We start from the raw sequence: 22,974 nt of genomic DNA, 5'->3' as shown, positions 1-22,974 counted from the left end.
GTCGCCCGCCAACGGGTCGCGCGAATGCGCGCCCGATGACAGGCTCTGGCGGGTGACCCAGTATCCCAGAGACAGCAGTGATTGAACCGATAAGCCGCGGCGTACTGATCCCCCGCTTTCGCGTGGGATGACAGCTTGTGGTGTCTCGGCACTCGCCGTCATTACGAGTGCAGCGAAGAAAAGAACGAATGGATTGCTTCGCTTCGCCCGCAATGACGTGGCGAGCCCGCGTGAAACCTCGCGCATGCACAGTACACGGCAACAGCTATGCAATTTCGCCGTGCGAAAGTCTCCGGAACCGCACCCTCTGAGAGGCGTTATCTTCACGGCGGGCATCAAGTTTGCCGCAATTGAGCGTGAAAACCCTGGGGCTGGGGCGTTCCGGGGTGTTTTTTCATTGGCTAAATCCGATGGATGTGAAAGCGATATGGCGGGGGGCGGCAGTGGCTGAAAGCGCGTCCATTACGTCGCTGGAGCAGGACAATGCTCGTGTCGTCGAGACCAGCATACCGGCGCGGCTCGATTGCCTGCGCTGGGGCGGCTTTCACACCCGCGTCGTGGCCGCACTCGGCATCACCTGGATTCTGGACGGGCTGGAAGTCACGCTGGCGGGCGCCCTGTCGGGCGCGCTGAAGGAAAGCCCGACGCTGCAATTTTCGAATTTCGATGTCGGCCTTGCCAACAGCGCCTATCTGGCCGGCGCTGTGCTCGGCGCCCTCGGCTTCGGTTGGCTGACGGACCGGATCGGGCGCAAGAAACTGTTCTTCATCACGCTCGCGGTCTATCTCAGCGCGACCGCCGCCACCGCGCTGTCGTGGAACATCGCGAGTTACGCGCTGTTTCGTTTCCTGACCGGGGCGGGCATCGGCGGCGAATATACCGCGATCAACTCGACGATTCAGGAACTGGTGCCGGCGCGCTACCGCGGCTGGACCGATCTCGTGATCAACGGCAGTTTCTGGATTGGGGCTGCGGTCGGCGCGGTCGCGGCCATCGTGTTGCTCGATCCCAACGTGCTGGCGCCGGATCTCGGCTGGCGGATGGCCTACTTCATTGGCGCCGCACTCGGCCTGGTCATTTTCGTGATGCGGATGTGGATTCCGGAAAGCCCGCGTTGGCTGATGATCCATGGCCGTCCCGAGGAGGCGCACGCGATTGTCGACGGCATCGAGAGGTCGTCGAAGAGACATCCTGATCATGAGGCCGACGAAATATTCCCGAAGATCCGCTTACGGATGCGCAGCCACACGCCGCTTGGCGAGGTGGCGCGAACGCTGTTCACGACCTATCGGCAGCGTTCGCTGGTTGGACTGGTGCTGATGGCCTCGCAGGCGTTCTTCTACAACGCCATCTTCTTCACCTTCGCGCTGGTGCTGACCGATTTCTTCGGCATTCCGTCAAACGATGTCGGCTGGTACATCCTGCCCTTTGCGGCGGGCAATTTCCTCGGGCCGTTGTTGCTTGGCCGGCTGTTCGATACGCTCGGCCGCCGCGCGATGATCGCGGCGACCTATGGCATTTCCGGCCTGTTGCTCGCGCTGTCGGGCTACCTGTTCTCGATTGGCGCCTTGAGCGCGCAGACCCAGACCATCGCCTGGATGGTGATCTTCTTCTTTGCCTCGCCGGCGGCGAGTGCGGCCTATCTGACCGTCAGCGAGACGTTTCCGCTGGAGGTGCGCGCGCTCGCGATTGCGCTGTTCTACGCGATTGGAACGGGCATCGGCGGCGTGGCCGGACCGGCGCTGTTCGGTGCGCTGATCGATACCGGATCGCGCAACAGCGTTTTCGCCGGCTACCTGTTCGGGTCGGCATTGATGATCGTGGCCGCCGCTGTCGCGTGGCGGTATGCCGTTGCGGCCGAGCGCAAATCGCTCGAATCTGTCGCACGGCCGCTCGCATGTGTGGAGTAGGATGAGATGGACGACATGAATCAGGATCTGGCCGAAATGTCATTGGAAGACGATATCGCCCGCGAAGACGATGCCGCGCTGGAAACAGTTCCGGTGCCACGCTCGATGGTGCCGCACTTAAGCGAGTCCGCCATTCTGCTCGACATTGACGGCACGCTGCTCGATCTGATGCCGACGCCGCGCGAAGTCTGGGTGCCGCCGGGGCTGGCGAAGACATTGAACCGCCTGCTGGTCAGGACCAACGGCGCGCTGGCGCTGGTCAGCGGCCGCTCGCTCAACGATATCGACCTGATTTTCGCGCCCGATCAATTCCCGGCCGTCGGCGGCCACGGCGCCGAAATGCGGATCGAGCCGGACAGCGAGGCGGTGGCCGCCCACGCCCCGCCGATGGACAAGGAGTTGAAGCGCCGGCTGGCGGCGATCGCAAAGCTGAGCCCGGGAATATTGCTGGAGGACAAGGGGTACTCGCTGGCGCTTCACTATCGCCTCGCGCCGCATGCCGAGAAGGCGATCTATGCCGCGGTGTCGCTGATCAGGGCCGATCTACCCAATGCGCCGATCGAAGTGTTGCCTGGCAAATGTGTCTGCGAGATCAAGCACTCCGGCTTCACCAAGGCGAGCGGCGTGCGCGAATTGATGACGCGCGAGCCGTTCAAGGGGCGCCGTCCGTTCTTCATCGGCGACGATGTTACCGACGAGAGCGTCTTTGCGATCATGCCCGACCTCGATGGCCTGGCCTTCTCGGTCGGCCGCCGTGCCAAAGGCGTGGCCGGGCATTTCGATGCGCCGAGCGACGTCAGGGAATTCCTTACACACCTGCTTGATGACGAAAGGGACGCATCTCTGCCATAATGTCTTTCGTCCCGTCGAGTTTCGAACATAGATTCTCGCGCTTCACGCCGAGGTTCGCGGCAAATTTTATTTTTCGTGAGTTCCGGTGAGTTCCTGCACGCTGCAGCCCGAATTTGGTTTCAATTCGTTGAAAGGGTGATCAGGAACCATATTGATGAACGGTTGTTAACGCGAGCGTACCAACGGGAGGGGACCTGTGAACCTCGTCGTCGTTTCTAACCGCGTTTCGCGCGGAAAACCCAACGAACCCATGACGGGGGGACTCGCTGCGGCGTTACTGCCGATCGTCGAGAAGTCGGGCGCTATCTGGGTTGGTTCCAGCGGCCGGGTTCGCGACGGGAACCTGAAGGAACCATTTGCCGAGATCGAAGCGCTTGGCGCCGGCGCACTGGCGATGCTGGACCTGCCGGCCGCGCATTACGGCGGCTATTACGAAGGTTTTGCGAATTCCGCATTATGGCCGGCGCTGCATTCGCGCGCCGATCTGATCCGCGCGTCACATGAGGACTATCTCAGCTATCGCGAAGTGAACGCCTTCATGGCGCGCGCGCTGTTGCGATTCCGAAAAGCGGATTCGGCGTTCTGGATTCAGGACTACCATTTCCTCGCGCTCGGCGCCGAACTGCGCGATCTCCGCGTCACCGAGCCGATCGGCTTCTTCCTCCATACGCCGTGGCCGGCCCGTTCGGTGATCGGCGGCGTGCCGCACCATCGCGAGCTGGTCGAGGCGATGCTGGCCTATGATTTGATCGGCTTCCAGACTGAGGAAGACTGCGAGAACTTCCTGGCTTACGCTCAGTCCGACCTCGGCCTCGTCGTGCATGACGGCGTCATCATTTCGCGCTACGGTCGAACGCGCGCTGCGGTATTTCCGATCGGCATCGATCCTCAGCTATTCGCGCAGTTGGCAACGAAGGCGTCGACCCATCCGGATGTCTCGCGGCTGCGGCGCAGCCTGAATGGCGAGAAGCTCGCGATCGGGGTCGACCGCCTGGATTATTCCAAGGGCCTGATCAACCGCATCAAGGCGTTCGACCGGATGTGGACCTTGCATCCGTCACTGGCGCGCACGGTGTCGTTGCTGCAGATCGCAACGCCGTCGCGCGGTGCGATCGAGGCCTACGGCAATCTGCAGAGCGAGGTCGCAAGGTTGGTCAGCGACGTCAACGGCGTTCACGGTGAAGTCGACTGGACGCCGATCCGTTATCTCAACAAGGGCTACGGCCAGGCCGTGCTCGCCGGCCTCTATCGCACTGCGCAGGTCGGCGTGGTCACGCCGCTGCAGGACGGCATGAATCTCGTCGCCAAGGAATATGTCGCCGCGCAAAACCCGGTCGACCCCGGCGTGCTCGTGCTGTCGAAATTCGCCGGCGCCGCCAACGAACTCGACACTGCGCTATTGGTCAATCCGCACGACATCGACGGCATGGCGCGCACCATTGCGATCGCACTGTCGATGCCGCTAACCGAGCGGCGGATGCGCTGGGAGGCGATGATGGCGAAGCTGCGCGGCCATACTATCCAGCAGTGGTTCGCCGACTTCACCGACGCGCTGCGCGAAAGCCAGCTCGAGCGCAGCGAACTGGCGCCTGTCCTGGCGGAGCCCCCGCTATGGCCGCTTCGTTCCGCCAGCAACAACAACGCGCGGTATCATTAGAGTCGTGTAGCAATTCCAGAGCTATCCCCTCACCATGAGGGTTCCTGGCAGGGTGCGCCGATAGCCCGTGCCGCGCCTCAATAGCAATACGACACGCCATCCAGCACCGGGCAGCGCGCCTTGTTCGGCGCGCTCGGATTTTCCATCGGCACCATGCCGCCGCCCTTGCCTGAACCGGCGAACACGCCGGGGCCGATGACGACGGACGACTTGTTGCCGATGATGACGCTCGGATGCGGCGAGGCCAATCTCGATCGCGAGCCGTCGGCCCACACGATGGCGTCGCCCGCGAAGATGCCGCGCCGGCCGTCATCGCAGCTTACATCCGTGCCCTGACGCGTGCAGGCCTGCGCCATCGCCGGGCCCGCCGCGGCGCCCGCACACGCCGATAAAAGGATAGCGAACAGAAGCGCCCGCGCGATGATCATGCCGTCCTCCACCGATTTCGTTGCCACCATGGTCGTCGATCGTGGCCGGATTCCGGTTCAAGGGTCCGGAAAGCGCTGATGATCCGACGCTGGACGTGCCAAATTGCCAAATAAATTCAAGGAATTGGGGAAATTTCGACGGCTATGCCCGGCGTCCCTTGCAAAATCAGTGCTGCCCCTTCAAGAGAGGGCCTCCGGAGAGATGGCCGAGTGGCTTAAGGCGCACGCTTGGAAAGCGTGTGTGCGGGAAACCGTACCGTGGGTTCGAATCCCACTCTCTCCGCCATCGCTCAAAAACCGCGGTCGTTATGCGAAAATCACCGCGATCGAAGCTGATAACGCTAGATCTTAATCAACCAGCGTTGTCACCATATTTCTCCGAGGAATCGGCCGACAAGAGGCGCAGCGTGAGTCAAATCGACTCAGTGAAATCGCTTGATAGCGCCCCGCTTGCTCGCGGTTGATCTGCAAAGGCATGCGAGCAATCCCGGCTGAACGGACCGTGTTCAAAAATTGCCCCGGGGCGGGGGGAGCGCCGCAAACCGCTGACAGGAGGTCACGTCTCAAATTTGTGGGCCCCAAAGAAATTGGAGCCGGGCTCGCCGTGCGACCCGCTTAAATCTAAGCCGGATGCCCGCCAGAATCGATATTATGGGTCAGTGCAACTCAACCGATTCGCCTCCTATGCGCCGCCCACGATATGGATATCTCGTCGAAAAAGCGACCCAAGCCGCTATTGCTTCAATCGAGGTCTACAATAAGCCCGGCTTCAAATATCGAGAAGAAACCTTCGCGATTTTGATGCTCAATGCGTGGGAGCTGCTGCTCAAGGCTCGCATTCTGAAGGCAAACCGCAACAAGCTTCGGTCGATTGAGGTCTGGGAGCCCAAGGCCACCAGGAAGGGCAGAGGCAAGCGGCTTTCGCCAAAGAAGAACCGCGCTGGCAACACGATGACGATCGGAGTGATGCCCGCGGCAAACATCGTACGCGAATATACACAGGACTCGATTGACGACCATGCAATCGAGAACATCTCTCTGCTCATGGAGGTCAGAGACAACGCGATTCACTTCCATAATGTCGGTCGCGATCTACATAAGCGCGTTCAGGAGATCGGGGCTGCCGCTTTGCGGAACTTCGCGTTCGCCGCCAGGAAATGGTTTGATTGCGATCTGTCGGAGTACCAATTCGCGTTAATGCCCGTCGCGTTCGAAACCCCGGCCGGCATTATCCAGACCGTGTTTGGCGGAGATACGAAAGGCGCCGCTGGCAAAGTAGCAAAGCTGCTTGCGGATCAAGAGCGAAAATTTCCGTTCGAGGCCAGCAAGCCTTTCAATGTCGGCGTAGAGGTCGAACTGAAGTTTGTCAGGAAAGCCGATGCTCAGGCGATCCCCGTGATCGTCGCTCCTAATGATCCCAACGCCATCAAGGTAACGCTAACTGAGGAAGATATTCTGAAGCGATACCCGTGGGACTATCGAAGGCTGTGTAAAGAACTGAAGAAGACGCCCAACTTCAAAGAGAACGCGCAATTTCACAAACTTCGTAGACCTCTCGAAGATAATCCCAGCTTCTGCCGAGTTCGTCTTCTGGACCCTCGAAACAGCAAGAGTTCAAAGCAGCGATTCTACAATCCAAATATCGTCGAGGAGATCGCGAAGCACTACCGTCAGCCCTGAAGACGGAACATCAAGGTTGTCGCGGGCCCGATGATCTAGTAGAACAGATTGGGAACATCGGAGCGCCGGATGGCTCACGACGGCCGAGCAATTGCGAACTTCGTTTTAGACGAGTGCGACAAGCAGGGCGTAGAGGTAACGAACCTCTCGCTCCAAAAGATTGTCTATTTCTGCCATGTTTGGTCGCTGATCGAGCTGAAGGCTCCCTTAGTCGCACAGCGGTTTGAGGCTTGGGAGTTCGGCCCAGTTCTTCCGTATCTATACAGGGAGTTCAAGGGTTTCGATCGCTCGCCGATTCGGAGCCGAGCCAAGCGAATCGATGTGCTCACGGGCCAGAGTCAAGTTGTGAGTTACAAGTTTGACGGATCGACCGCCGATATACTCACAAAAATTATTGCGTTCTATTCGCGCCTTCGACCGGGTGATCTGGTTGAGCTAACCCACGCGCAGGGCGGTCCGTGGTATAAGGTTTGGAATCACCGAGGTTCGGTGAATCCCGGCATGAAGATCGCCGATGAGGAAATTGTCCGGTTTTATTCAAAGCGCGTAGCACCATACATTTTGCAATGAGAGGTCAACGTGTCAAAACTGAAGGTGCCGTCCGTTCAGCATCTCGCGCGGAATTGGCAAAGCACACCTGAGCGCACCTGCAAGAAGCTGGTGACGCTTGCAAACAGTCCACCGACATTCAATTACAATGCTTTGTTCTTTGCTGCCCGCGACATGCTGGTCTTCAAGCAGCCCTATGACGAGATCGTCGAAGGTATTAAGCGGGCGGTGAAGCGGGCAGATGTTCGCCAGAATTTGTTGGGAGTGTTGCCGCTGATCCGGGATCACTTTGCTGAGGTCTCGCCGGATTTCGTCCAATCAATCGACCGTCGATACTATTCCATCGGTCGAGGGCTTAGGGTGCCTTTCGATCCTCCGCTGTTGTACGGTGTAGGCGGACAGCTTACCTTTCCTTGGTTTAGTTTTTGGCGACAAAATCCGCTCGCAAAAGAGCGTTTGTCCCTCTTCGTAACGCTCGTTGATGATCTATTGTCGGATGATCCCGATCTTGGAGCAGCGAAGTTCCAGATCTTGGATTTCAGCGTACCGAAGGTGAAGGGCCGTGAGCCAGACCGGGAACTGCGCATCATTGACGCCCGTGACATCCCGCGTGTGAATGACAGCACGAAGGTTGAAATGCTCCGTATCTTTGCCGAGGGTTACCTCATGGCAGAGGCCGAACTTGCTGGGCGTCCAGCAGCCGCCGAAGGCCGCGAGCGGCGCGATCCAATGCAGGGTGAGCTCTTCGATGATGAGCCGCGGAATCCCTGATTGAGGAGCGGGCGACTTTGAAGTTGTGCCGATACAAGTTGTCCCGGGACGATGAGGCTGGCGTATGCGCGGAAGCCTTTCACCGAGGCAACAAGCCTGTGTAACATTCTTGAGTTCTCAAAAATAAACTGCAATAAAAGCAATGACCTAGCAGTCTAGCCAGCCAATCCTTTCCTGGGCACCCTGTGCGGGCCGCTCAAGAAAGTTCCATAACCCCCAATACGTGTCCGATCAGAGTTACCGTGATAGCGCCCAAGCTTTCACGTTCAGCCTCCGGTCATGGGTGATGATGCCAGGCTTGGTCTGCTGATGACCCGTCGTCGCACAAGAGCTTAGCACCGGCCCGACGGGAAGCTGGCGCGCGCCGCATCACACACAACCGGTTTGGAGAACGACGTACCAAACCATTTGCTCGTCAACGAGCCGTCATTGTCGATCCAGGGGATCGGTGGCAATTGCGGCAGGTAGGATGCATACGGCATCACTTTCGCAAGCGTCACCCGGCCCGGAAATTTTGCGAGGAAAGCCTTGTTCATTCCGCCGTCAAGTCCGCTGTAGATCGGGGCAACCGGTACGTTATCTTCAAGCAATTGCGCGTACGCGCGCTCGTCGGCGCGCTGTTTTTCCTGCGCCCGCCGCGCGATTGCCGGATTGACGACGAAGGGCGGACATTTTTCGTTCGGGTTGAACACGAGAGGGTGCGGCGAATTCGGCGGAGGTTGCGCATCGAATACATAGCGGCGGTTGCACACGTCCACCTTGGGTTCGCGTCCCGTCGTCTCGAAATGATCGTTGCCGACCTTGAGCATTTTCCAGAAGGCCAGGTTGGGACTGTTTCGATGCCGCGCCAGGTTCGCCGGCGTCAGGCGGAACGGATAGGCCTGGACCTGGAACGACGGCCGGCCGCGGAGTGAGTCGCGCGCCAGCGAATAGATTTCGCTGATCTGTTCGTCGGTCATGGCATAGCAACCGCTCGACCAGCAATCGCCGTGGATCATGAGGAAGCTGCCGTTGCGCTTGTTCGCCTTGTCGAAGCTGTTGGGGTAGCCGAGGTTGATCGACAGATAAAAGCTGGAGTTGGGATTCATCAACTCGGGCGTAACCGTATAAAACCCTTCCGGAGCCTGTCGGTCGCCCTCGTACAACTTCGGCCCGAGATCGCCCGACCACCGGCAGATCGGATAGGTCTTGAGGATCTGGAAACGGCCGGTCGTGTCCTGTTTCCAGACTTCGAGCTCCGCCTCTTCCTTGAAGAGACGCACGACGATAGGTGAATATTTTGGCATCTTCTTCTGTTCGAGCAGCGCGAGCAGCTCGGCCGGTAATTCCTGTGTCGCCTTGGCCGGCAACGGCTTGCTGCTTTCGCCAAGGCACATGACCGGCGTCAAGGCAGCGGCAAAAGCCGCCGCCAGCACGAGAGCCTTAGCCGTTCCGATTGAATCGAAACGGGGCTCTCGCTTCTTGTTTTGACGCGTTTTCTTGACGCGAACCGGTACCCACTTCGCTGGAAAACGCTCTAGTGCACGTCGGACCATGGCGCGGATCACTGCTATGCCTCCAGCCCTTCCGCCCGCGCGCCGCTACTTCTCAAACCCGACGAACACCGTAGCTTCCTCGACAGACTTCCGCTCCGACACGACCGCATTCGCCGGAAAAGTTTCATCCGGCCAGCCCAGCGCGATACTTTTCATGATGACCTGATCGTCGGCAATCCCTGCGTGCTCGCGCACCACGGGGGACTGCATGATGCCCTGGCTGTTGATCACGGCGCCGAGCCCACGAGACCAGGCGGCATTGACCAGGGCGGTCGCCACGGCGCCGCAGTCGAAGGGCGTATCGTCGCTGCCGTCGAGCACGCGGTCATAGGTAATGATCACGCAGACGGGCGCGTCGAACTGGCGGAAGCCGCGCAGCACCCAGTCCTGGCGCTTGTCCTTGTTGTCGCGCTCGATTCCCATCGCGGAGAATAATTGCTTGGCGACACCGACCTGCCGGTCGCGGTGCTTGCCGGCAAAGGGCTGGCCCGTGCGGAACTCGCGCGACTGCGGGATGCCCGCCACCATCCGTTCGGTGTTGCCGGCGCGGATGCGATCCAGCGGTTCGCCTGATATGACGTAGAAATTCCAGGGCTGGGTGTTCATCGACGACGGGGCGCGTATCGCCAAACCAATGATTTCCGCAATCAGCGCCTTGGGTACCGGATCGGGTTTGTAACCCCGGATACTCCGGCGACCGAGAATAACGTCATCAAACTGCATCTGTGTGGGATTCCCTGACACTTCTAAACCAGCCTGGATTTTCGTGGTTTCTGCACCCTCGTGCAAGCGACGAGCCGCCTGCGTGGGCCTTTCTCACTTGGTGGTCACTTCCGACTCGCGTCGGTGACGCGTCCTCAACGAGGTACTCACGCGGATGGAAGCTGTCACGACGCAGCATCCGATCACAGGCAGGGGACGTCTGACGCCACAACAGACAGAGTCCGTTGCGTGCCCGTGGTCGTTTAGCGGATTTCGTGATGGTGAAATTGTGCCGCTGATTTGCCCGACGTGTCAAATTTTCGGTCCAGACCGTCGGTTGCGGCGGCCGCCGGCTACTTTGCATGGGGTTGTTTTCGATATTTTTGGTGGAGCCGCGGCGACCCGGCGCGACGGCACCGCTCTTCAGGCTGTTGCTCAAATCGTGGGTTTTGGTCCAGGAAGGTCGAAAATGCTTTGTCTTTCAATGGGGATTGACTGACACTCTCTCCGCCAGCCCCGAAATGTCCGACCTATCTATTCGAACAGCTTCGCCGCTGCCCGGAGGGCCCTTTTTGCCGCCGCAAGCGGCTGTCTAGCCTAATCACGAAACGGGGTAGCCGGACGGCTGTTTTAACGGCCTGCGGGTTCATCTTACTGGCGGCTTACGAAGCCAAAGGGCCGCACTGGCTGACAGCACCTCACCGCTGTAGGCTATTCGTGTGCTGGCCGCCCCTGGGTCGCCCGCACTCTGCCAAAAGGGAGAAAAAGCAAAAGGGAGGGAGACGTCCGATGAAAATGAGTTCGCTTAGGAAAGTCGCTCTGTTCGCAGTAACCTCCGCCACGTTGGCGTTCGCCGGCACAGCGCTCGCCCAACAGCCTCGGGTCCTCAAGATACAATCGGCGGTTCCGCCGTCATCCACCACGCACGATGCTCTCAAGTTTTTTGCCGAGCGCGTCGACAAGCTAACCGGCGGCAATCTCAAGATCGAGGCGCTGCCGGGCGGCGCGGTCGTTCCGCCGTTCGAGATCCTGGATGCCACGCACAAGAAGGTGATCGACGGCGCCTATGGCATCTCCTACTGGTGGTACGGCAAGAGCGTCACCGCGACGCTGTTCGCCAATACACCGGCCGGCATCTTCGGCATGGATGCTGTCGACTTCATTGGATGGGTTTACGAGGGCGGCGGCCTCGATCTGTGGAACGAGTTCTATCAGAAGGAGCTCAAGCTCAATCTGGTGGCGTTTCCGAGCATTCCGCCGAGCCCGCAGGCACTCGGCTGGTTCAAGCGTCCGATCAAGGATCTGCCCGACTTCAAGGGAATGAAGTGCCGCCAGACCGGCATCGTCTCGCAGCTCTATGCCAAGATGGGCATGGCGGTCGTCAACATGCCGGGCGGCGAGATCCTGCCCGCCGCAGAGCGCGGAACGATCGATTGTGCCGAGTGGGTCGGCGGTATCGAGGATCTGCGACTCGGCCTGCATACGGTCTGGAAATACCACTATACACCCGGCATGCATGAGAGCGCCTCGGTCGCCGAGATCGCGATCAACAAGGACGTGTGGGACAGCCTGCCGCCGCAGAACCAGGAGGCCATCAAGTCGGCCACAACAGAGACGTTCCTGCGCCTGGTGGGCCAGCTTCCAGCGACAAAACGCGGACGCGATCGCAGAGTTTAAGGAGAAGCACGGAGTTAAGCTCCTGACGACACCGCCTGAGGTCAATCAGGCCTTCCTTAAAACCTGGGACGAATTTGCTGCGGCGGAGGCCGCGAAGAATCCGTTCTTCAAGAAAGTCTACGAATCCCAGAAGGCCTATGCCTCAAAGGTCGTGCCCGCCAAGCGCTTCATGTTTCCGTCCTACGCATTGCAGGCGGACCATTATTGGCCCGCTAAAGAATAAGACGGCCTTGAACGCGATGGGATTCGCCGTCGCGCTCCAGGTTTTTGATTGAGCATGATCTCGGGGCAAACGCTTCGCGTTTGTCCCGAGGGGGAACCGGTGCCCACCCATCGGGTCGTGGCCCCGAGGGCATGCTTTTCCGGATCATGCTCTGGCGAAGGGATGACATAGCTGGAAAGGCGGCCTCGACCGCCCTTCTTGATATGAATAAGCAGCCCATCGCGCTTACCTGACAATGTTCGGCAACCACAGTGCGATTTGCGGGAACAACAGCAGCAGCGCCAGGACTATGACCTGAATCACCATATAGTCGGACATGCCCCTGTAAATTGTGCCCAAGCTCCATTGCGGAACGACGTTCCGCAGGTAGTACGCCGACATTGCAACGGGCGGGCTCAAGTACGACGTCTGCATGTTGACGGCGGTCAGTGCGCCAAACCAAATCAGCAGGTCCAGCTTGTTCAAACCGAACTGAAGCTTTTCGACCACCGGCAAAACAATTGGAAGAAAGACCAGGATGATCACGGGCCATTCGAATGGCCAGCCGAGGACGAAAAAGATCACCATGATCAATGCCAGCTTCCACCAGTCACTCAACGGAAGGGCGAGCAGATAATTGGTAATCAGGTTCGCCGTACCCAGCTTGGTGAAGACAGCGCCGAACACCGTCGAGGCCACCGCCAGAAACAGCACCATGGCCGAAGTCACCATCGTGCCGATGGCCGCGTTGGTGATCGATTGCATGCTGAGCCGGCCGTAAGAGAATGCAAGGAGGACAGCGCCGAAAGCCCCGCACGAGGCTGCCTCGGTCGGTGTGGCGATTCCACCGACGATGGTTCCGAGGGTAAATCCGATCAGTGCGCTGAGAGGCGCAATGCCGAGCATGATGGCGCGGAAGTAGGCGTTCCGGAAGTAGGGGTAAGCCGTCAGAATCGCTAACACCGAAGCGATGGCCGATAGGCTAAACGGCCCGATCGCAAACGACAGACGCGGTACACGCGCTTGGCTCAACAACAAATCGAGCAGCAGATACGCCAATGCGACCAGGCACGCGAGGCCCAATCCGACTACAGGAGCGCCTACCTTTTCCGTCGTCATCGCGTCATAGGTGGCTGTGCGCTCCTCCATGGTCATGGCTGGACCGAGCTTCGGATTGATTAAGCTACGGACGAGCGTATAGGCAATATAGGAACCAGCGAGCAGAAAGCCCGGGCCGAACGCCGCTGAATAAAGAAGATTGACGGGCACGCCCATGACCGGGCCCATGACTACCAGCATTACGCTCGGAGGGACCAGAATGCCGAGCGTGCCGCCGGCGGCGATTGCACCCGCTGACAGCCGCGCGTCATAGCCGGTTTTGATCATCATCGATCCGGCCATGATGCCGAGCACGGTCACCGCGGCGCCCACGATGCCGGTCGCCATCGCAAAAATAGTCGCCGTTAGAATCACGGCCAAATAGAGCGATCCGCGCACCGGCGCGAGAACGCTGCGCAAAGCCACGAACAGCCGCTCCATGAGTCCGGCCTGTTCGGTCATGTAGCCCATGAAGATGAACAGCGGCACGGCGGGAAAGATCTCGTCTTTCATCGTGCCCCAGATTTGCAGGTAGGCGAGATTGAAAGTCTGCTCCCACCCGAGGCCAATTGCACCAAACACAAGGGCAAGAAACAGCAGCGTGAAGGAAATCGGAAAACCGATGAAAATGACGAGGACCATACCGACGAGCATGGCAATTCCGAGAGCTTCGGCGGCGGTCATGGTTCTTCAGACCTCGATCTTCTCGTGCCTGGCCAAGAATGCGCCGGTTCGCCAAGCCCAGAGGCTCTTCATCAGCTCCGAGATACCTTGCAAGAACAGCATGAACGCCGTCAGCGGAATAACCCCGCGCAGCGGCCACAGGACCGGCGTCCACGCGCCGGAGCTTCCGCGTTCGTCGATCGAGAGCGAGTACAGGAAATCGTCTATCGAGAGGAAGAACAGCACGACCATTGTCGGCAGGAAGAACAGCAGGAACGCCAGGCTGTCGATCATGCCTTTCGTGCGATCCGAGAATGCTTCCCACAGTACATCGGTGCGGATGTGAGCGCCCTTCAGGAGCGCCAATGCCGAGCCCAGCATGAACAAGGTCGCGTAGGACATCGTCGTCACATCCAGGGCCCAGACCGTGGGATCCCCCAGGACGTAGCGGGCAAAAACCTCGACGACATTGGCGAAAATCAGGGGAATGATCGAGAGGACGAAGAGATACCCGGTCAATTCCGTGAACTTGTCGATGCTACGGATGACGGCCAAATAGCCGCGGGATGGCATGGGCTTTGGCGAAGCAGATATGTTGGCCATTGCAGTATGCCCAGACGGTGCCCGCCTTGGACTTCCCTATTGGAGTGCGCGCCACCGCTCCACTCAAATGATCCCGATGCTAGCTTAGCGGCCGTCTGGGTGCCAGCGGATGAATGGCCGCGGCGATCGGTCAGGATTGCGATGCACAATTAGGCGAAAAGCAATCCCACGGCGACAAACAGATAGGCGCCGGGGACCGAATGTCTGGTGGGCACTTCTCAGACTCACACGTTTCGCCAGCTCGGTCTCTGCCGGGGGCTGATAGACGAGCGCCCACGGGTGCCGCGCCATAGCTGCGAAGCAGCGACGGCGGGCGGGTCGGACCGCTGGCTGATCTACCCCATCTGTTGAACAGCCGCGTCATACGCCTCGATCGTCGCCCTGCGGCGCGTGTGGCTACTTCCGCAACGGCGAGAAAAATCCGCAGGTCATCCCATTGGAGGTCCACGTTCACTCCTCTCAGCTAGCGGCCATTCATTTATGTATGGCTATATAGGAATTTAGACGATTGCTATTCTACCCGTCCAGGGCAAAAGCGGCAGCAGAAATGAGGAAAACATCATGCTCCGTAAGTCTGGACTGCTTTTCATTGGCGCCCTTGCCATCTCGGCGCTTTCGGCATGCACGCAGACGACCCATCCGGCGAAGCCCGCAGATATCGGCAAGCCAATCAGCTCGGCCGCCATGGAGGCTTTGATTGATCAGCCGGGACCAATTGAACTCAAGACGGTCGTCGGCGCGGATTGGGTTGCCGATCTTTCGGGACTGCTCAATCTGAAAGATCCAAAAGCCGTTGAAGCGGGGCTCAAGGATCGCGAGGAGCCGATCAAGATCTATGCGCATCTCTTGCGGCACCCGACGCAGGGATTGTTCCTGATCGACACAGGTGTTTCAAAGCGGTTGGTGGAGAATCCCGCGGGTGTCGGGGTCGGATGGGTGCTGAGAACGTTCGCTAAAATAGACAAGATGCAAGTCCGGCAAGACACTTTGTCGGTTATCAAATCGGCAGGTATGCCCCTCAAAGGTGTCTTTATGACCCATCTCCATTTCGACCATATCTCCGGATGCCGGATATTCCCAAGGACGTTCCGATTTACACGGGACCCGGCGAACCTGAGTACTCGAACTTCGAGAACATGTTCGTCCAGGGGATGGAAGATCGCTTCCTTGAGGGAAGACCCGCACTTCAGGAATTCCAGTTCTCGAAAGACCCGGGCGGGAAGCTCGAAGGGGTGATCGACGTCTTCGGTGACGGTTCGTTCTTTGCGATCCAGAGTCCGGGACACACTCCGGGCCACATGGCGTTTGTCGCGCGCACCACGACAGGTCCGGTGCTCCTGACCGGCGACACTTGCCACACGCGCTGGGGTTGGGAGAACGGCGTTGAGCCGGGAAGCTTCATTGACGACCGGGAACGCAATCGGAAGAGTTTGCTCGCGTTGAAGGCCTTGAGCGAACGTCATCCGAAGATGATCGTGAAGTTGGGTCATCAGCCTTGAGTCTGGCCTAGTTGGATCGAGGCGATACGGGAGTCCTTTCGACGACTGACACTCTCTCCGTCAGCCCGCCGTCGCGTGCGCTTCGGCACGCGGCATGTCCGCGACGGAGGGCAGGCGACGGCGGGCGGGTCGGACCGCTGGCTGATCTACCCCATCTGTTGAACAGCCGCGTCATACGCCTCGATCGTCGCCCTGGCGCGTGTGGCTACTTCCGCCGCCGTCATGCCGGGCTTGAAGAGGCTGCTGCCGAGGCCGAACGCCAGAATGCCGGCCCGCGTGTAATCCGCGAAGTTCTTGTCGGAGACGCCGCCGACGGCGGCGATCATCAGGTCTGGTGGAAGCACGGCGCGGATCGCGGTGATACCTGCTGCGCCAAGCACGCTCGCGGGGAAGAATTTGAGGCTCGAGGCGCCAGCCTTGGCGGCAAGCAGCGCCTCCGTTGGACTAAAGACGCCGGGCATCGTGACCATGCCGCGCGCCCGGGCGCCGGCAATGATTTCGGGATCGACATTGGGAGTTACGAGGAGCCGGCCGCCCACGTCGTGGAGCCGGGCAACATCGTCCAGCGTCAAGACCGTGCCCGCCCCAACCAGGATTCCGGCGGGCGCCTTCCTGACGGCGATCTCGATTGAGCGGAATGGATCCGGCGAGTTGAGCGGGATCTCGATCGCCGTCATGCCGCTCTCGATCAGCACGCTGACGATACCCTCTGCCTCCTCGGGCCTCACGCCGCGCAGGATTGCGACCAGCGGACGCTTCATCGGGGGAAATGGGACAACGCTCATCGTCTGATCCTTCATACGTTCCAAATCGAGTGAGCGGCCATTGCAAGGCCGCGACGGACCGCATCCTCGGCACCGATTGATCGGACAGGAACGGAGACCGTGTCAAACGCCAATTGGTAGAGCATCTGGAGTCGTCCTGAGGCCACCAGTGTGATGCCCGACTTGGGAGCTTCCTTGGGAGCTTCGCCGGCGAGCCCCGCCGCCAGTTCAAGACCGATGAGCGTGCCCGATATTTTTTCGCGGGCCGAGGATGGCTTGCCGCCGTAGAGGAGTTGACCCGATCGCACCTGGAACAACAGATTGGCAGCGAACGCTGGCGCCTCAAAGGCGGCAACGACCGCTGACTTGAATGTCTCGACATCTTCCGCTTCATCGGCGCCGGCCACCGCGTGGGACAGGATCGTTTCGCGCGACACGACGTCGAACAGTTCGCCCGTCATGAACGTGGCGAAGCGCTCGACGGTCCCTCCACTCGCCCTGACCCATTTCGAATGGGTGCCCGGCATGCAGACGAGCGCGTCGTCAGCCGCGTCCACGCCCAAGGCGCCGAGCAACTGTGTTTCCTCGCCCCGCATGACGTCCGGCGCCTTGGGGTCTCGTTGTGCTATTCCCGGGAGGATGCGGATGTCACGGTCCTGTCCCGGTACCACGACGGCCTGCTTCAGGATCGATGCAAGCCGCGCCGGCGTCTCGACATAGCCGGCTTCGACCCACCCCTGCCGCGCGCCGGCCATGCCGCAAATGACAACGGGCAACCCATCCGCGGCACCGACGGCTTTTAGATGCGATTGCAGTACGGTTGCGAAGCCAAGCTTGCCTGCCGCCATCATGCCTTCGTGGCTGCGCCGCTCCCCCAGCACGTTGCCGGCCCGGTCGACCAGCCAAAGCCGAAAACTGCTCGTGCCCCAATCGACCGCAACATATGCAGCCTCGCTCATTTCATATCCGTCCCGATGCTATCTGCGCCTTGAGGACATGGTATCACGCCGATCAGCCGGCGAGCTACGTTCGCTTTCCATTTGATTTGCGGAAGCGCAATCAGCATGATCCGAGGTCATGTGAAGCCAGGCCGTTGCTGCGGCGTGGCTTTGCCAACGAGCACACGTCCGCGACAACGCGGCATGACAACAAAAAGAATGACTTGGGAGGACGCCGTCGTGATCAATTTACCCTTCAGACGTGCAATCGTGGGCCTTGGCCTGCTGATTGCGGCACTCTCGCCGCAGGCGCACGCGCAATCGTCCGCCAAGACGGTGACGCTGGTGGTGCCCTTTGCGGCCGGCGGCGGCACCGACACCGTCGCGCGTCTGATCGGCGAGCGGATGGCGCGCACGCTCGGCCAGACCGTCATTATCGAGAACGTGGTCGGAGGCGGCAGCACGCTGGCCAATGATCGCGTGGCCCGATCGGCGCCTGACGGCACCACGATCCTCATTAATCACGTCGCGTTGCTTGCGGCGCCCAGCCTGTTCACCAACCTGCGCTACGATACCAAAACCGCGTTTGAGCCGGTCGGCCTCGTCAACAACGCACCGATGGTTCTAATCGGCCGCAAGTCGATCCCCGGCGCGGGACCAAAGGACTTTGTGGACTGGATCAAGGCGCAACGCGACAAGGCGAACTTCGCGCATGGCGGCCTCGGGACCAACAGTCATTTGTGCGCTGTGATGATGGGCAATGTGCTCGGCTTCAAGCCCACAGTCGCAGCCTATCGCGGATCGGCGCCGGCCATTTCCGATCTGCTGGCGGGGCAGATCGATCTGTTGTGGGATCAGGTGACCAACGCGCTGCCGCAGATTCAGGCCGGAACGCTTCACGGCATCGCCATCACCTCGCCGGAACGGCTTGAACAGTTGAAGGACGTGCCAACCACCGCCGAGCTTGGCATGCCCGAGGTCAGCTATTCGATGTGGCATGGGCTCTACGTTGCGAAGGGCACGCCCAAGGAAACCGTCGGCGCGCTGAATTCAGCGCTCCGTGCGGCACTGGCCGACCCGCCCCTGCTGGAGAAGCTGAAGCAGCTTGGAACTCTGCCGTTTCCCGAAAACGAGCTGTCGCCCGAGGCGCACGCGCGCCTGTTCGCCAGCGATCTGACGCGGGTGGCCAAGCTCGTTGAAAGCTCGGGAATCAAGGCGAGCGAAGCGAAGTAAGCGCACCTTGTGCGGCGTGGAGTGGTTGCGCTGAAATCAGCGCACCGTCTATCACACGATCAGATCATGCGGCGCGTGGGTGCCGGCGCCGCTCCACGCATGGTCCGCATTGTTATCGAAGCTATCAAACCAGTGAGACTTCAAATTGTCCGACGAATGATGCTTTGACGAAGTGATTTCAGTCGCTTGTGCTGACTCTGGGATCGCCGACGGCTCGCTGGTTGGTGCGCCGTGTCCGTGGTGACCGAGCTTGAAGTGGAAGGAGTGTTCATGCGTGTGCACCGCTGAGCCAAATGCTACATAGGCAGCTAGCGGTTCACCGTCAGAGGCTCCGTGCTTGGACCCAGTATCATGCTTGCCTGAACTCGAATGGTGACCGTGTCCGTTGCCCTTCCAGGCGTCCTTCGTGTGATCGTCGTGCCGCCCGTGATCTTCGCTGCTCCACTGGGCGCTGAAGTGGCTTTTGGTATTGAAAGACCAATCGTTGTGAGATGGTGCGAACCAGTCGTCGCCGTTCGACGTTCGATGGTAGTCGGTCCGCTGCGAAGCGTCGCTATTGTCGTTCAGCACGACGCACGTATTGTGCACGCTGGTGTCGATCGCCTCGGTCTGATCCAGCGTGAGGCCATGGTCCGCTGATGCTGTAACATGAACCCGCTGGGGTTCGATCGAAGGTCCGCTTGTCGGGGCGATCGCTTCATCGTCACCGGGGCTGCTTGCCGCTTGCGTCGGCGATTCATCCAAGCGGGAAAAGTCGAAGCTGTCGCTTCCGGCTGTTCGCAGCGTCCAGCCTTCGATGTTGTTCTGCGCGCCGTCGTCATCGGCCCCGTCTAGTGAAGCATCGGCGGCGAGCGTCGTGACAGCCGCGTCGGTTTCCGCCGTCGCAACCAACTCGGGACTGATAGCCTCGGTGGCGATCACGACCGGCGCCTCCGTCGGCTCCGGGACGAAATCCGATGCCTGAATGGTTACAAATCCCTCCAGGCGAATTTCCAGCAGAGTGGAATCGCCGATATCGAGGGTCTGATCGGTCGGATTGACGTACAGAATGGTTTGATTCGTCGCGCTATCGTAGAACCAGGCGATCGTATGTGCCGGTACGGCTTGGCTTGTGGACGTCAGCGCCAGAAAAGCAAGCGCTCCGAGAGCCGTGAGATCGATCCTGTCAGACCCCGATCTGAAATCGGTGATAACGTCGAACCGGCCTGCACGGGAATCCGCTGCGGACAAATAAATGAAACAATCCCCACCATTGCCGCCTGTGAGTTTGTCCGCGCCATATCCGCCGATAATGGTGTCGCAGCCATTGTTGGCGTTGATCGTATCGCTTCCCGAGCCTCCGTAGATCCTGTCGTCCCCATCGTTGCCCTTGACCGTATCATCGCCGGAGCCGGCGTAGATAAGGTCGCATTTGCCGGTGCCGTTGATGGTGTCGTTACCAGCGCCTCCATAAACGATCTGACCATGATGGCCGCCGCCCGCAATGCTGTCGCTTCCGGGAGTTCCGTAGACATACGGCGGATCGCATATCACGGCTTTCCCCGTAGCGAGGTAGTCGAAATCATTAGGGTCGGCATCGCTGGCGCCGTGGATGGTGACCGTTATCACTTGTTCCGTGCCATCGATGGTGGTCACCGTGAAGGTGTCGGTCAGCGTGTCGCCTTCGTCGAGCGCCTGCACCGCGCAGTTGCTCTCATCTAGCTCATACGTCCACACGCCGTCCGCCGTCATCGTGAAGGTGCCGTAGCCGGCATCGCTGGCCGTCGGGCAGTTGACCGCCGCAAAACCAGGCGCGTTGTCGACATCGGTAGCGGTGAGTGTGCCGGTTACCGTAGGCTCGTCGCATTTGGCGCCGCTGTCCTCGATCACGGAGCCCGTTGTGGCCCCGGAAATGACTGCCGCGTCGTTGGCGCCGTTGATGGTGACCGTGACCACCTGCGCGGTGCCGTCGATGGTGGTAACTGTGAAGGTGTCGGTCAGCGTGTCGCCTACATTGAGCGCCTGCACCGTGCTGTTGGCCTGGTCGATGGAATAGGCCCACACGCCAGCCGTCGTCATCGTGAATGTACCAAAGCCGCGCGTGCTCGCGGTCGGAGTACTGACCGCGGTGAAAGTATCGGGCGCATTGTCGACGTCGGCGCTGGTGAGCGTGCCGGTGGCGCTCGGCGTGCCGGGCGCAGTGTTGGCGAGGCCGCTGGCCTCGGTCACCGTGCCGTTGGTCGCGCCGGAGATGGTGGCCGCGTCGTTGGCGCCGTTGATGGCAATCGTGAAAGTTTGATTGGCCGAGAGCGTCCCGTCGGAAACAGTGATCGTGAAGTCCGTGGTCGTGGGCTCTGTAAGCGCATTGATCGCGTCATTGTGGGGAACGAACGTATAGGCGCCGGTCGTGCTGTCGACGTAAAGCGTGCCGTAGGGACCAGCGTTCGATACATCGTACGTCACCCCGTCGATGACGGTGCCGCCGGGCGTTCCCCCGCTAATGCCGAATGTCAAAGTAGCGTCTGGGTTGGGACTGCTGGCAACGAAAGCGCCGCTTGTCGCGGTGAAGACGTCAAAGACCGTGGTGTCGATTTCGGTCGGTCCGGCCACTGCGTTCAGCGTCGGTGGAGTCGGCGGCGGGGGCGGAAGTTGTCCGATAATCATCTCCGGGGCTGATGCGAGGATCACCGCGGGCAAAGGAGGCAAATCCTGCTTCGGGGTAGAGCCATCGATCTGAATGAAATTGATCGGTTGCACCGGCAGCCGCTCGAGGGGAGGCGGCGTGCCCGATCCCGTCGACCCCAGACCCTTCTCGTAGGTGGCAAGCGCCTCCTGCTGGGCTGCCTGCAGTTCGGCCATTCGAGCAGCGGAGTTCGTGCTCTGATTGACGCTGATCGTGGACCCCTGCGAACGCAGGATGATGGTCTGTCCGGGATCGTCGACGAGGAAGCGTCGAGGGATCACCTCCTTGGTGACCAGCTCGAATGCGCCATGCTCGAGGTCCTTGTATGCGATATTGCCGTCGTCCAGGAACGTGACGTCAGGGTCGGCGGCCTTGACCTCCTTCACAAGCGAGAAAGTCAGTGCCGTGAGCCACAGCATGCCGAACCTGCCGGCATGCGCGCGAGTTTGCGGATCGCCGACTGTGGCTTGAGCGGAAGTGCAGGTCGCGCGCCTGAGGGTGCCGAAGCCGGCCGCGGTCTGAACGTTGCCAATAGCTTGGGGAAGCGGGGCCGCAGCGGCCTTACGTTCGTTCCCAGTTTCGGCGTGGGACCCGACGAGCATAGCTTCAACCCCCGCCCTCGTGCGAAATTTTCGTGGTCTGGCCTCGCGCAGCCCAAAAAGTCAAAATACTCTAGCGCGGCCAGCCGAAGGCTAGCCGCCAAGGCCTCTAGGCTATCCAATCCATGGGCGTTAGGCTCTAGGCTCAAAAGGAGTAATCCTTTTGAACGGTGGGCAGATGATGCCTTCTCCCGACATCGGGTCTAATGTTGGGGTCTAATGTCGCCTTGGCCGCCGGTTCAATGGCCAGTGAGCGGTCTCTCGGACAAGATCTTCTCAGAAAGGGGGGATCATGTGCACGCGTGCGATTGCCATATTGGCGACAGGTCTCGTGCTGGCGACAGCCGGGCTTTGCGCCGGGCCGGCTCACGCGCAACGCGATTCCGCCAGGCCCGCCGTTCAGGATCTCGCGTCAAAACCAATTGGAAAAATTGTCGTCGCGACGGGTTCGGTCACCATTGAACGTGCGGGTGCAGCGGTCATTCAGGCGAGCACCGCAGGTCAGCCTGGTGAGGCGAAGGTCGGTGATCTCGTCTATCAGGGCGATGTCGTTGCGACCGGTGCCGACGGGCGGGTCGGTATCAACTTCACTGACGGCACTTCCTTCAATTTGTCGAACAACGCGCGCATGGCGTTGAACGAGTTCGTGTACGATCAAAAGAGTGCGTCCAACTCGACCTTGTTCAGTCTGACCAAGGGCACCTTCACTTTTGTCGCGGGCCAAGTCGCGAAAACCGGGGATATGAAGGTCGATACCCCGGTTGCGACCATGGGTATTCGCGGCACCACGCCACGCGTCGAAATTTCGGATGACGGGACAGTCAGATTCTCGACCCTCATTGAAGAAGGCAAGAGCAAGGGCCCACGAAAGCCGGGAGCGCCAGCGGCACAGCGACCCGAGCAACAGCCGTATCCAAAATCAAATCTGAACATCTGTCGCGGATGCTAGGTC

General features: G+C 60.1%; 19 protein-coding genes, 1 tRNA gene and 1 pseudogene. 12 read left to right on the top strand and 9 right to left on the bottom strand.

The annotated features are described in order from the left end of the window. Positions 1–410 precede the first annotated feature (410 nt). The 3 genes from V1277_RS12605 (at position 411) to V1277_RS12595 (ending at position 4,419) form a co-directional block, all read left to right on the top strand. Positions 411–1,910, top strand: coding sequence for an MFS transporter (locus tag V1277_RS12605; protein ID WP_442894477.1), 1,500 nt, complete (start codon positions 411–413; stop codon positions 1,908–1,910). 15 nt (positions 1,911–1,925) lie between these two features. Further along, positions 1,926–2,762 carry a trehalose-phosphatase gene (otsB, locus tag V1277_RS12600; protein WP_334369061.1) on the top strand — a complete coding sequence of 279 codons (837 nt, stop codon included), beginning with the start codon at positions 1,926–1,928 and terminating at the stop codon, positions 2,760–2,762. Between the two features lie 196 nt (positions 2,763–2,958). Then, the gene (locus V1277_RS12595) at positions 2,959–4,419 is read left to right on the top strand and encodes a trehalose-6-phosphate synthase (RefSeq protein ID WP_334416426.1); all 1,461 of its coding nucleotides are present in this window, start codon (positions 2,959–2,961) and stop codon (positions 4,417–4,419) included. Between the two features lie 77 nt (positions 4,420–4,496). Here V1277_RS12595 and V1277_RS12590 read toward each other — a convergent pair whose 3' ends face one another. Then, positions 4,497–4,847, bottom strand: coding sequence for a hypothetical protein (locus V1277_RS12590; RefSeq protein WP_334420357.1), 351 nt, complete (start codon positions 4,845–4,847; stop codon positions 4,497–4,499). A 196-nt stretch (positions 4,848–5,043) separates the two neighbouring features. On the opposite strand from V1277_RS12590, the gene V1277_RS12585 reads away from it, so the two are divergent. The 4 genes from V1277_RS12585 to V1277_RS12570 all read left to right on the top strand — a co-directional run bounded on the left by V1277_RS12585 (position 5,044) and on the right by V1277_RS12570 (position 7,847). After that, positions 5,044–5,133 (top strand) — tRNA-Ser (locus V1277_RS12585). A 398-nt stretch (positions 5,134–5,531) separates the two neighbouring features. Further along, the gene (locus V1277_RS12580) at positions 5,532–6,527 is read left to right on the top strand and encodes a DUF3644 domain-containing protein (RefSeq protein ID WP_334416425.1); all 996 of its coding nucleotides are present in this window, start codon (positions 5,532–5,534) and stop codon (positions 6,525–6,527) included. Positions 6,528–6,596: 69 nt separating this feature from the next. Further along, positions 6,597–7,097 carry a Panacea domain-containing protein gene (locus V1277_RS12575; protein ID WP_334416423.1) on the top strand — a complete coding sequence of 167 codons (501 nt, stop codon included), beginning with the start codon at positions 6,597–6,599 and terminating at the stop codon, positions 7,095–7,097. 9 nt (positions 7,098–7,106) lie between these two features. After that, positions 7,107–7,847 (top strand): hypothetical protein, encoded by a 741-nt coding sequence (locus V1277_RS12570; RefSeq protein WP_334416422.1) that lies wholly within the window; start codon positions 7,107–7,109, stop codon positions 7,845–7,847. A gap of 332 nt (positions 7,848–8,179) precedes the next feature. Here V1277_RS12570 and V1277_RS12565 read toward each other — a convergent pair whose 3' ends face one another. Together V1277_RS12565 and V1277_RS12560 are read right to left on the bottom strand one after the other, a co-directional pair. Beyond that, positions 8,180–9,262, bottom strand: a complete 1,083-nt coding sequence (locus V1277_RS12565; RefSeq protein WP_334416421.1) for a murein L,D-transpeptidase family protein — start codon at positions 9,260–9,262, stop codon at positions 8,180–8,182. Positions 9,263–9,427: 165 nt separating this feature from the next. Beyond that, the gene (locus tag V1277_RS12560; RefSeq protein ID WP_334416420.1) at positions 9,428–10,105 is read right to left on the bottom strand and encodes a nitroreductase; all 678 of its coding nucleotides are present in this window, start codon (positions 10,103–10,105) and stop codon (positions 9,428–9,430) included. A gap of 768 nt (positions 10,106–10,873) precedes the next feature. Here V1277_RS12560 and V1277_RS12555 point away from each other — a divergent pair. Then, positions 10,874–11,761, top strand: coding sequence for a TRAP transporter substrate-binding protein (locus tag V1277_RS12555; protein ID WP_334416419.1), 888 nt, complete (start codon positions 10,874–10,876; stop codon positions 11,759–11,761). Between the two features lie 448 nt (positions 11,762–12,209). On the opposite strand, the gene V1277_RS12550 is transcribed toward V1277_RS12555, so the two are convergent. From V1277_RS12550 to V1277_RS12540, 3 genes are all read right to left on the bottom strand, one after another. Further along, on the bottom strand, positions 12,210–13,745 hold the full coding sequence (locus V1277_RS12550; protein WP_334416418.1) for a TRAP transporter large permease: 1,536 nt from the start codon (positions 13,743–13,745) through the stop codon (positions 12,210–12,212). Positions 13,746–13,751: 6 nt separating this feature from the next. Continuing rightward, complete coding sequence (locus V1277_RS12545; RefSeq protein WP_334416416.1) at positions 13,752–14,327, bottom strand: TRAP transporter small permease subunit; 576 nt, start codon at positions 14,325–14,327, stop codon at positions 13,752–13,754. Between the two features lie 516 nt (positions 14,328–14,843). Further along, positions 14,844–15,170, bottom strand: coding sequence for a hypothetical protein (locus V1277_RS12540; protein ID WP_334416415.1), 327 nt, complete (start codon positions 15,168–15,170; stop codon positions 14,844–14,846). Positions 15,171–15,173: 3 nt separating this feature from the next. On the opposite strand from V1277_RS12540, the pseudogene V1277_RS34960 reads away from it, so the two are divergent. Both V1277_RS34960 and V1277_RS12535 read left to right on the top strand, forming a co-directional pair. After that, positions 15,174–15,365, top strand: a pseudogene (locus V1277_RS34960) (MBL fold metallo-hydrolase); the annotation flags it as partial. A 26-nt stretch (positions 15,366–15,391) separates the two neighbouring features. Further along, complete coding sequence (locus tag V1277_RS12535; RefSeq protein ID WP_334416414.1) at positions 15,392–15,826, top strand: MBL fold metallo-hydrolase; 435 nt, start codon at positions 15,392–15,394, stop codon at positions 15,824–15,826. A 146-nt stretch (positions 15,827–15,972) separates the two neighbouring features. Here V1277_RS12535 and V1277_RS12530 read toward each other — a convergent pair whose 3' ends face one another. Further along, positions 15,973–16,611 (bottom strand): 2-dehydro-3-deoxy-6-phosphogalactonate aldolase, encoded by a 639-nt coding sequence (locus V1277_RS12530; protein ID WP_334416413.1) that lies wholly within the window; start codon positions 16,609–16,611, stop codon positions 15,973–15,975. Positions 16,612–16,622: 11 nt separating this feature from the next. Then, positions 16,623–17,549, bottom strand: a complete 927-nt coding sequence (locus V1277_RS12525) for a 2-dehydro-3-deoxygalactonokinase (RefSeq protein ID WP_334416412.1) — start codon at positions 17,547–17,549, stop codon at positions 16,623–16,625. A gap of 219 nt (positions 17,550–17,768) precedes the next feature. Here V1277_RS12525 and V1277_RS12520 point away from each other — a divergent pair, with 219 nt between their 5' ends. Continuing rightward, positions 17,769–18,761 carry a Bug family tripartite tricarboxylate transporter substrate binding protein gene (locus tag V1277_RS12520; RefSeq protein WP_334416410.1) on the top strand — a complete coding sequence of 331 codons (993 nt, stop codon included), beginning with the start codon at positions 17,769–17,771 and terminating at the stop codon, positions 18,759–18,761. A 51-nt stretch (positions 18,762–18,812) separates the two neighbouring features. On the opposite strand, the gene V1277_RS12515 is transcribed toward V1277_RS12520, so the two are convergent. Then, positions 18,813–22,025, bottom strand: coding sequence for a VCBS domain-containing protein (locus V1277_RS12515; RefSeq protein WP_334416409.1), 3,213 nt, complete (start codon positions 22,023–22,025; stop codon positions 18,813–18,815). Positions 22,026–22,353: 328 nt separating this feature from the next. On the opposite strand from V1277_RS12515, the gene V1277_RS12510 reads away from it, so the two are divergent. Continuing rightward, positions 22,354–22,971, top strand: coding sequence for a FecR family protein (locus V1277_RS12510; RefSeq protein ID WP_334416408.1), 618 nt, complete (start codon positions 22,354–22,356; stop codon positions 22,969–22,971). Positions 22,972–22,974 lie beyond the last annotated feature (3 nt).

Origin of the sequence: Bradyrhizobium sp. AZCC 1588 (genome assembly GCF_036924735.1) — a bacterium.
GTDB lineage: Bacteria > Pseudomonadota > Alphaproteobacteria > Rhizobiales > Xanthobacteraceae > Bradyrhizobium.
The sequence above is the reverse complement of the archived record's forward strand: the minus strand, read 5'-3'. Positions and strand labels throughout refer to the sequence as shown.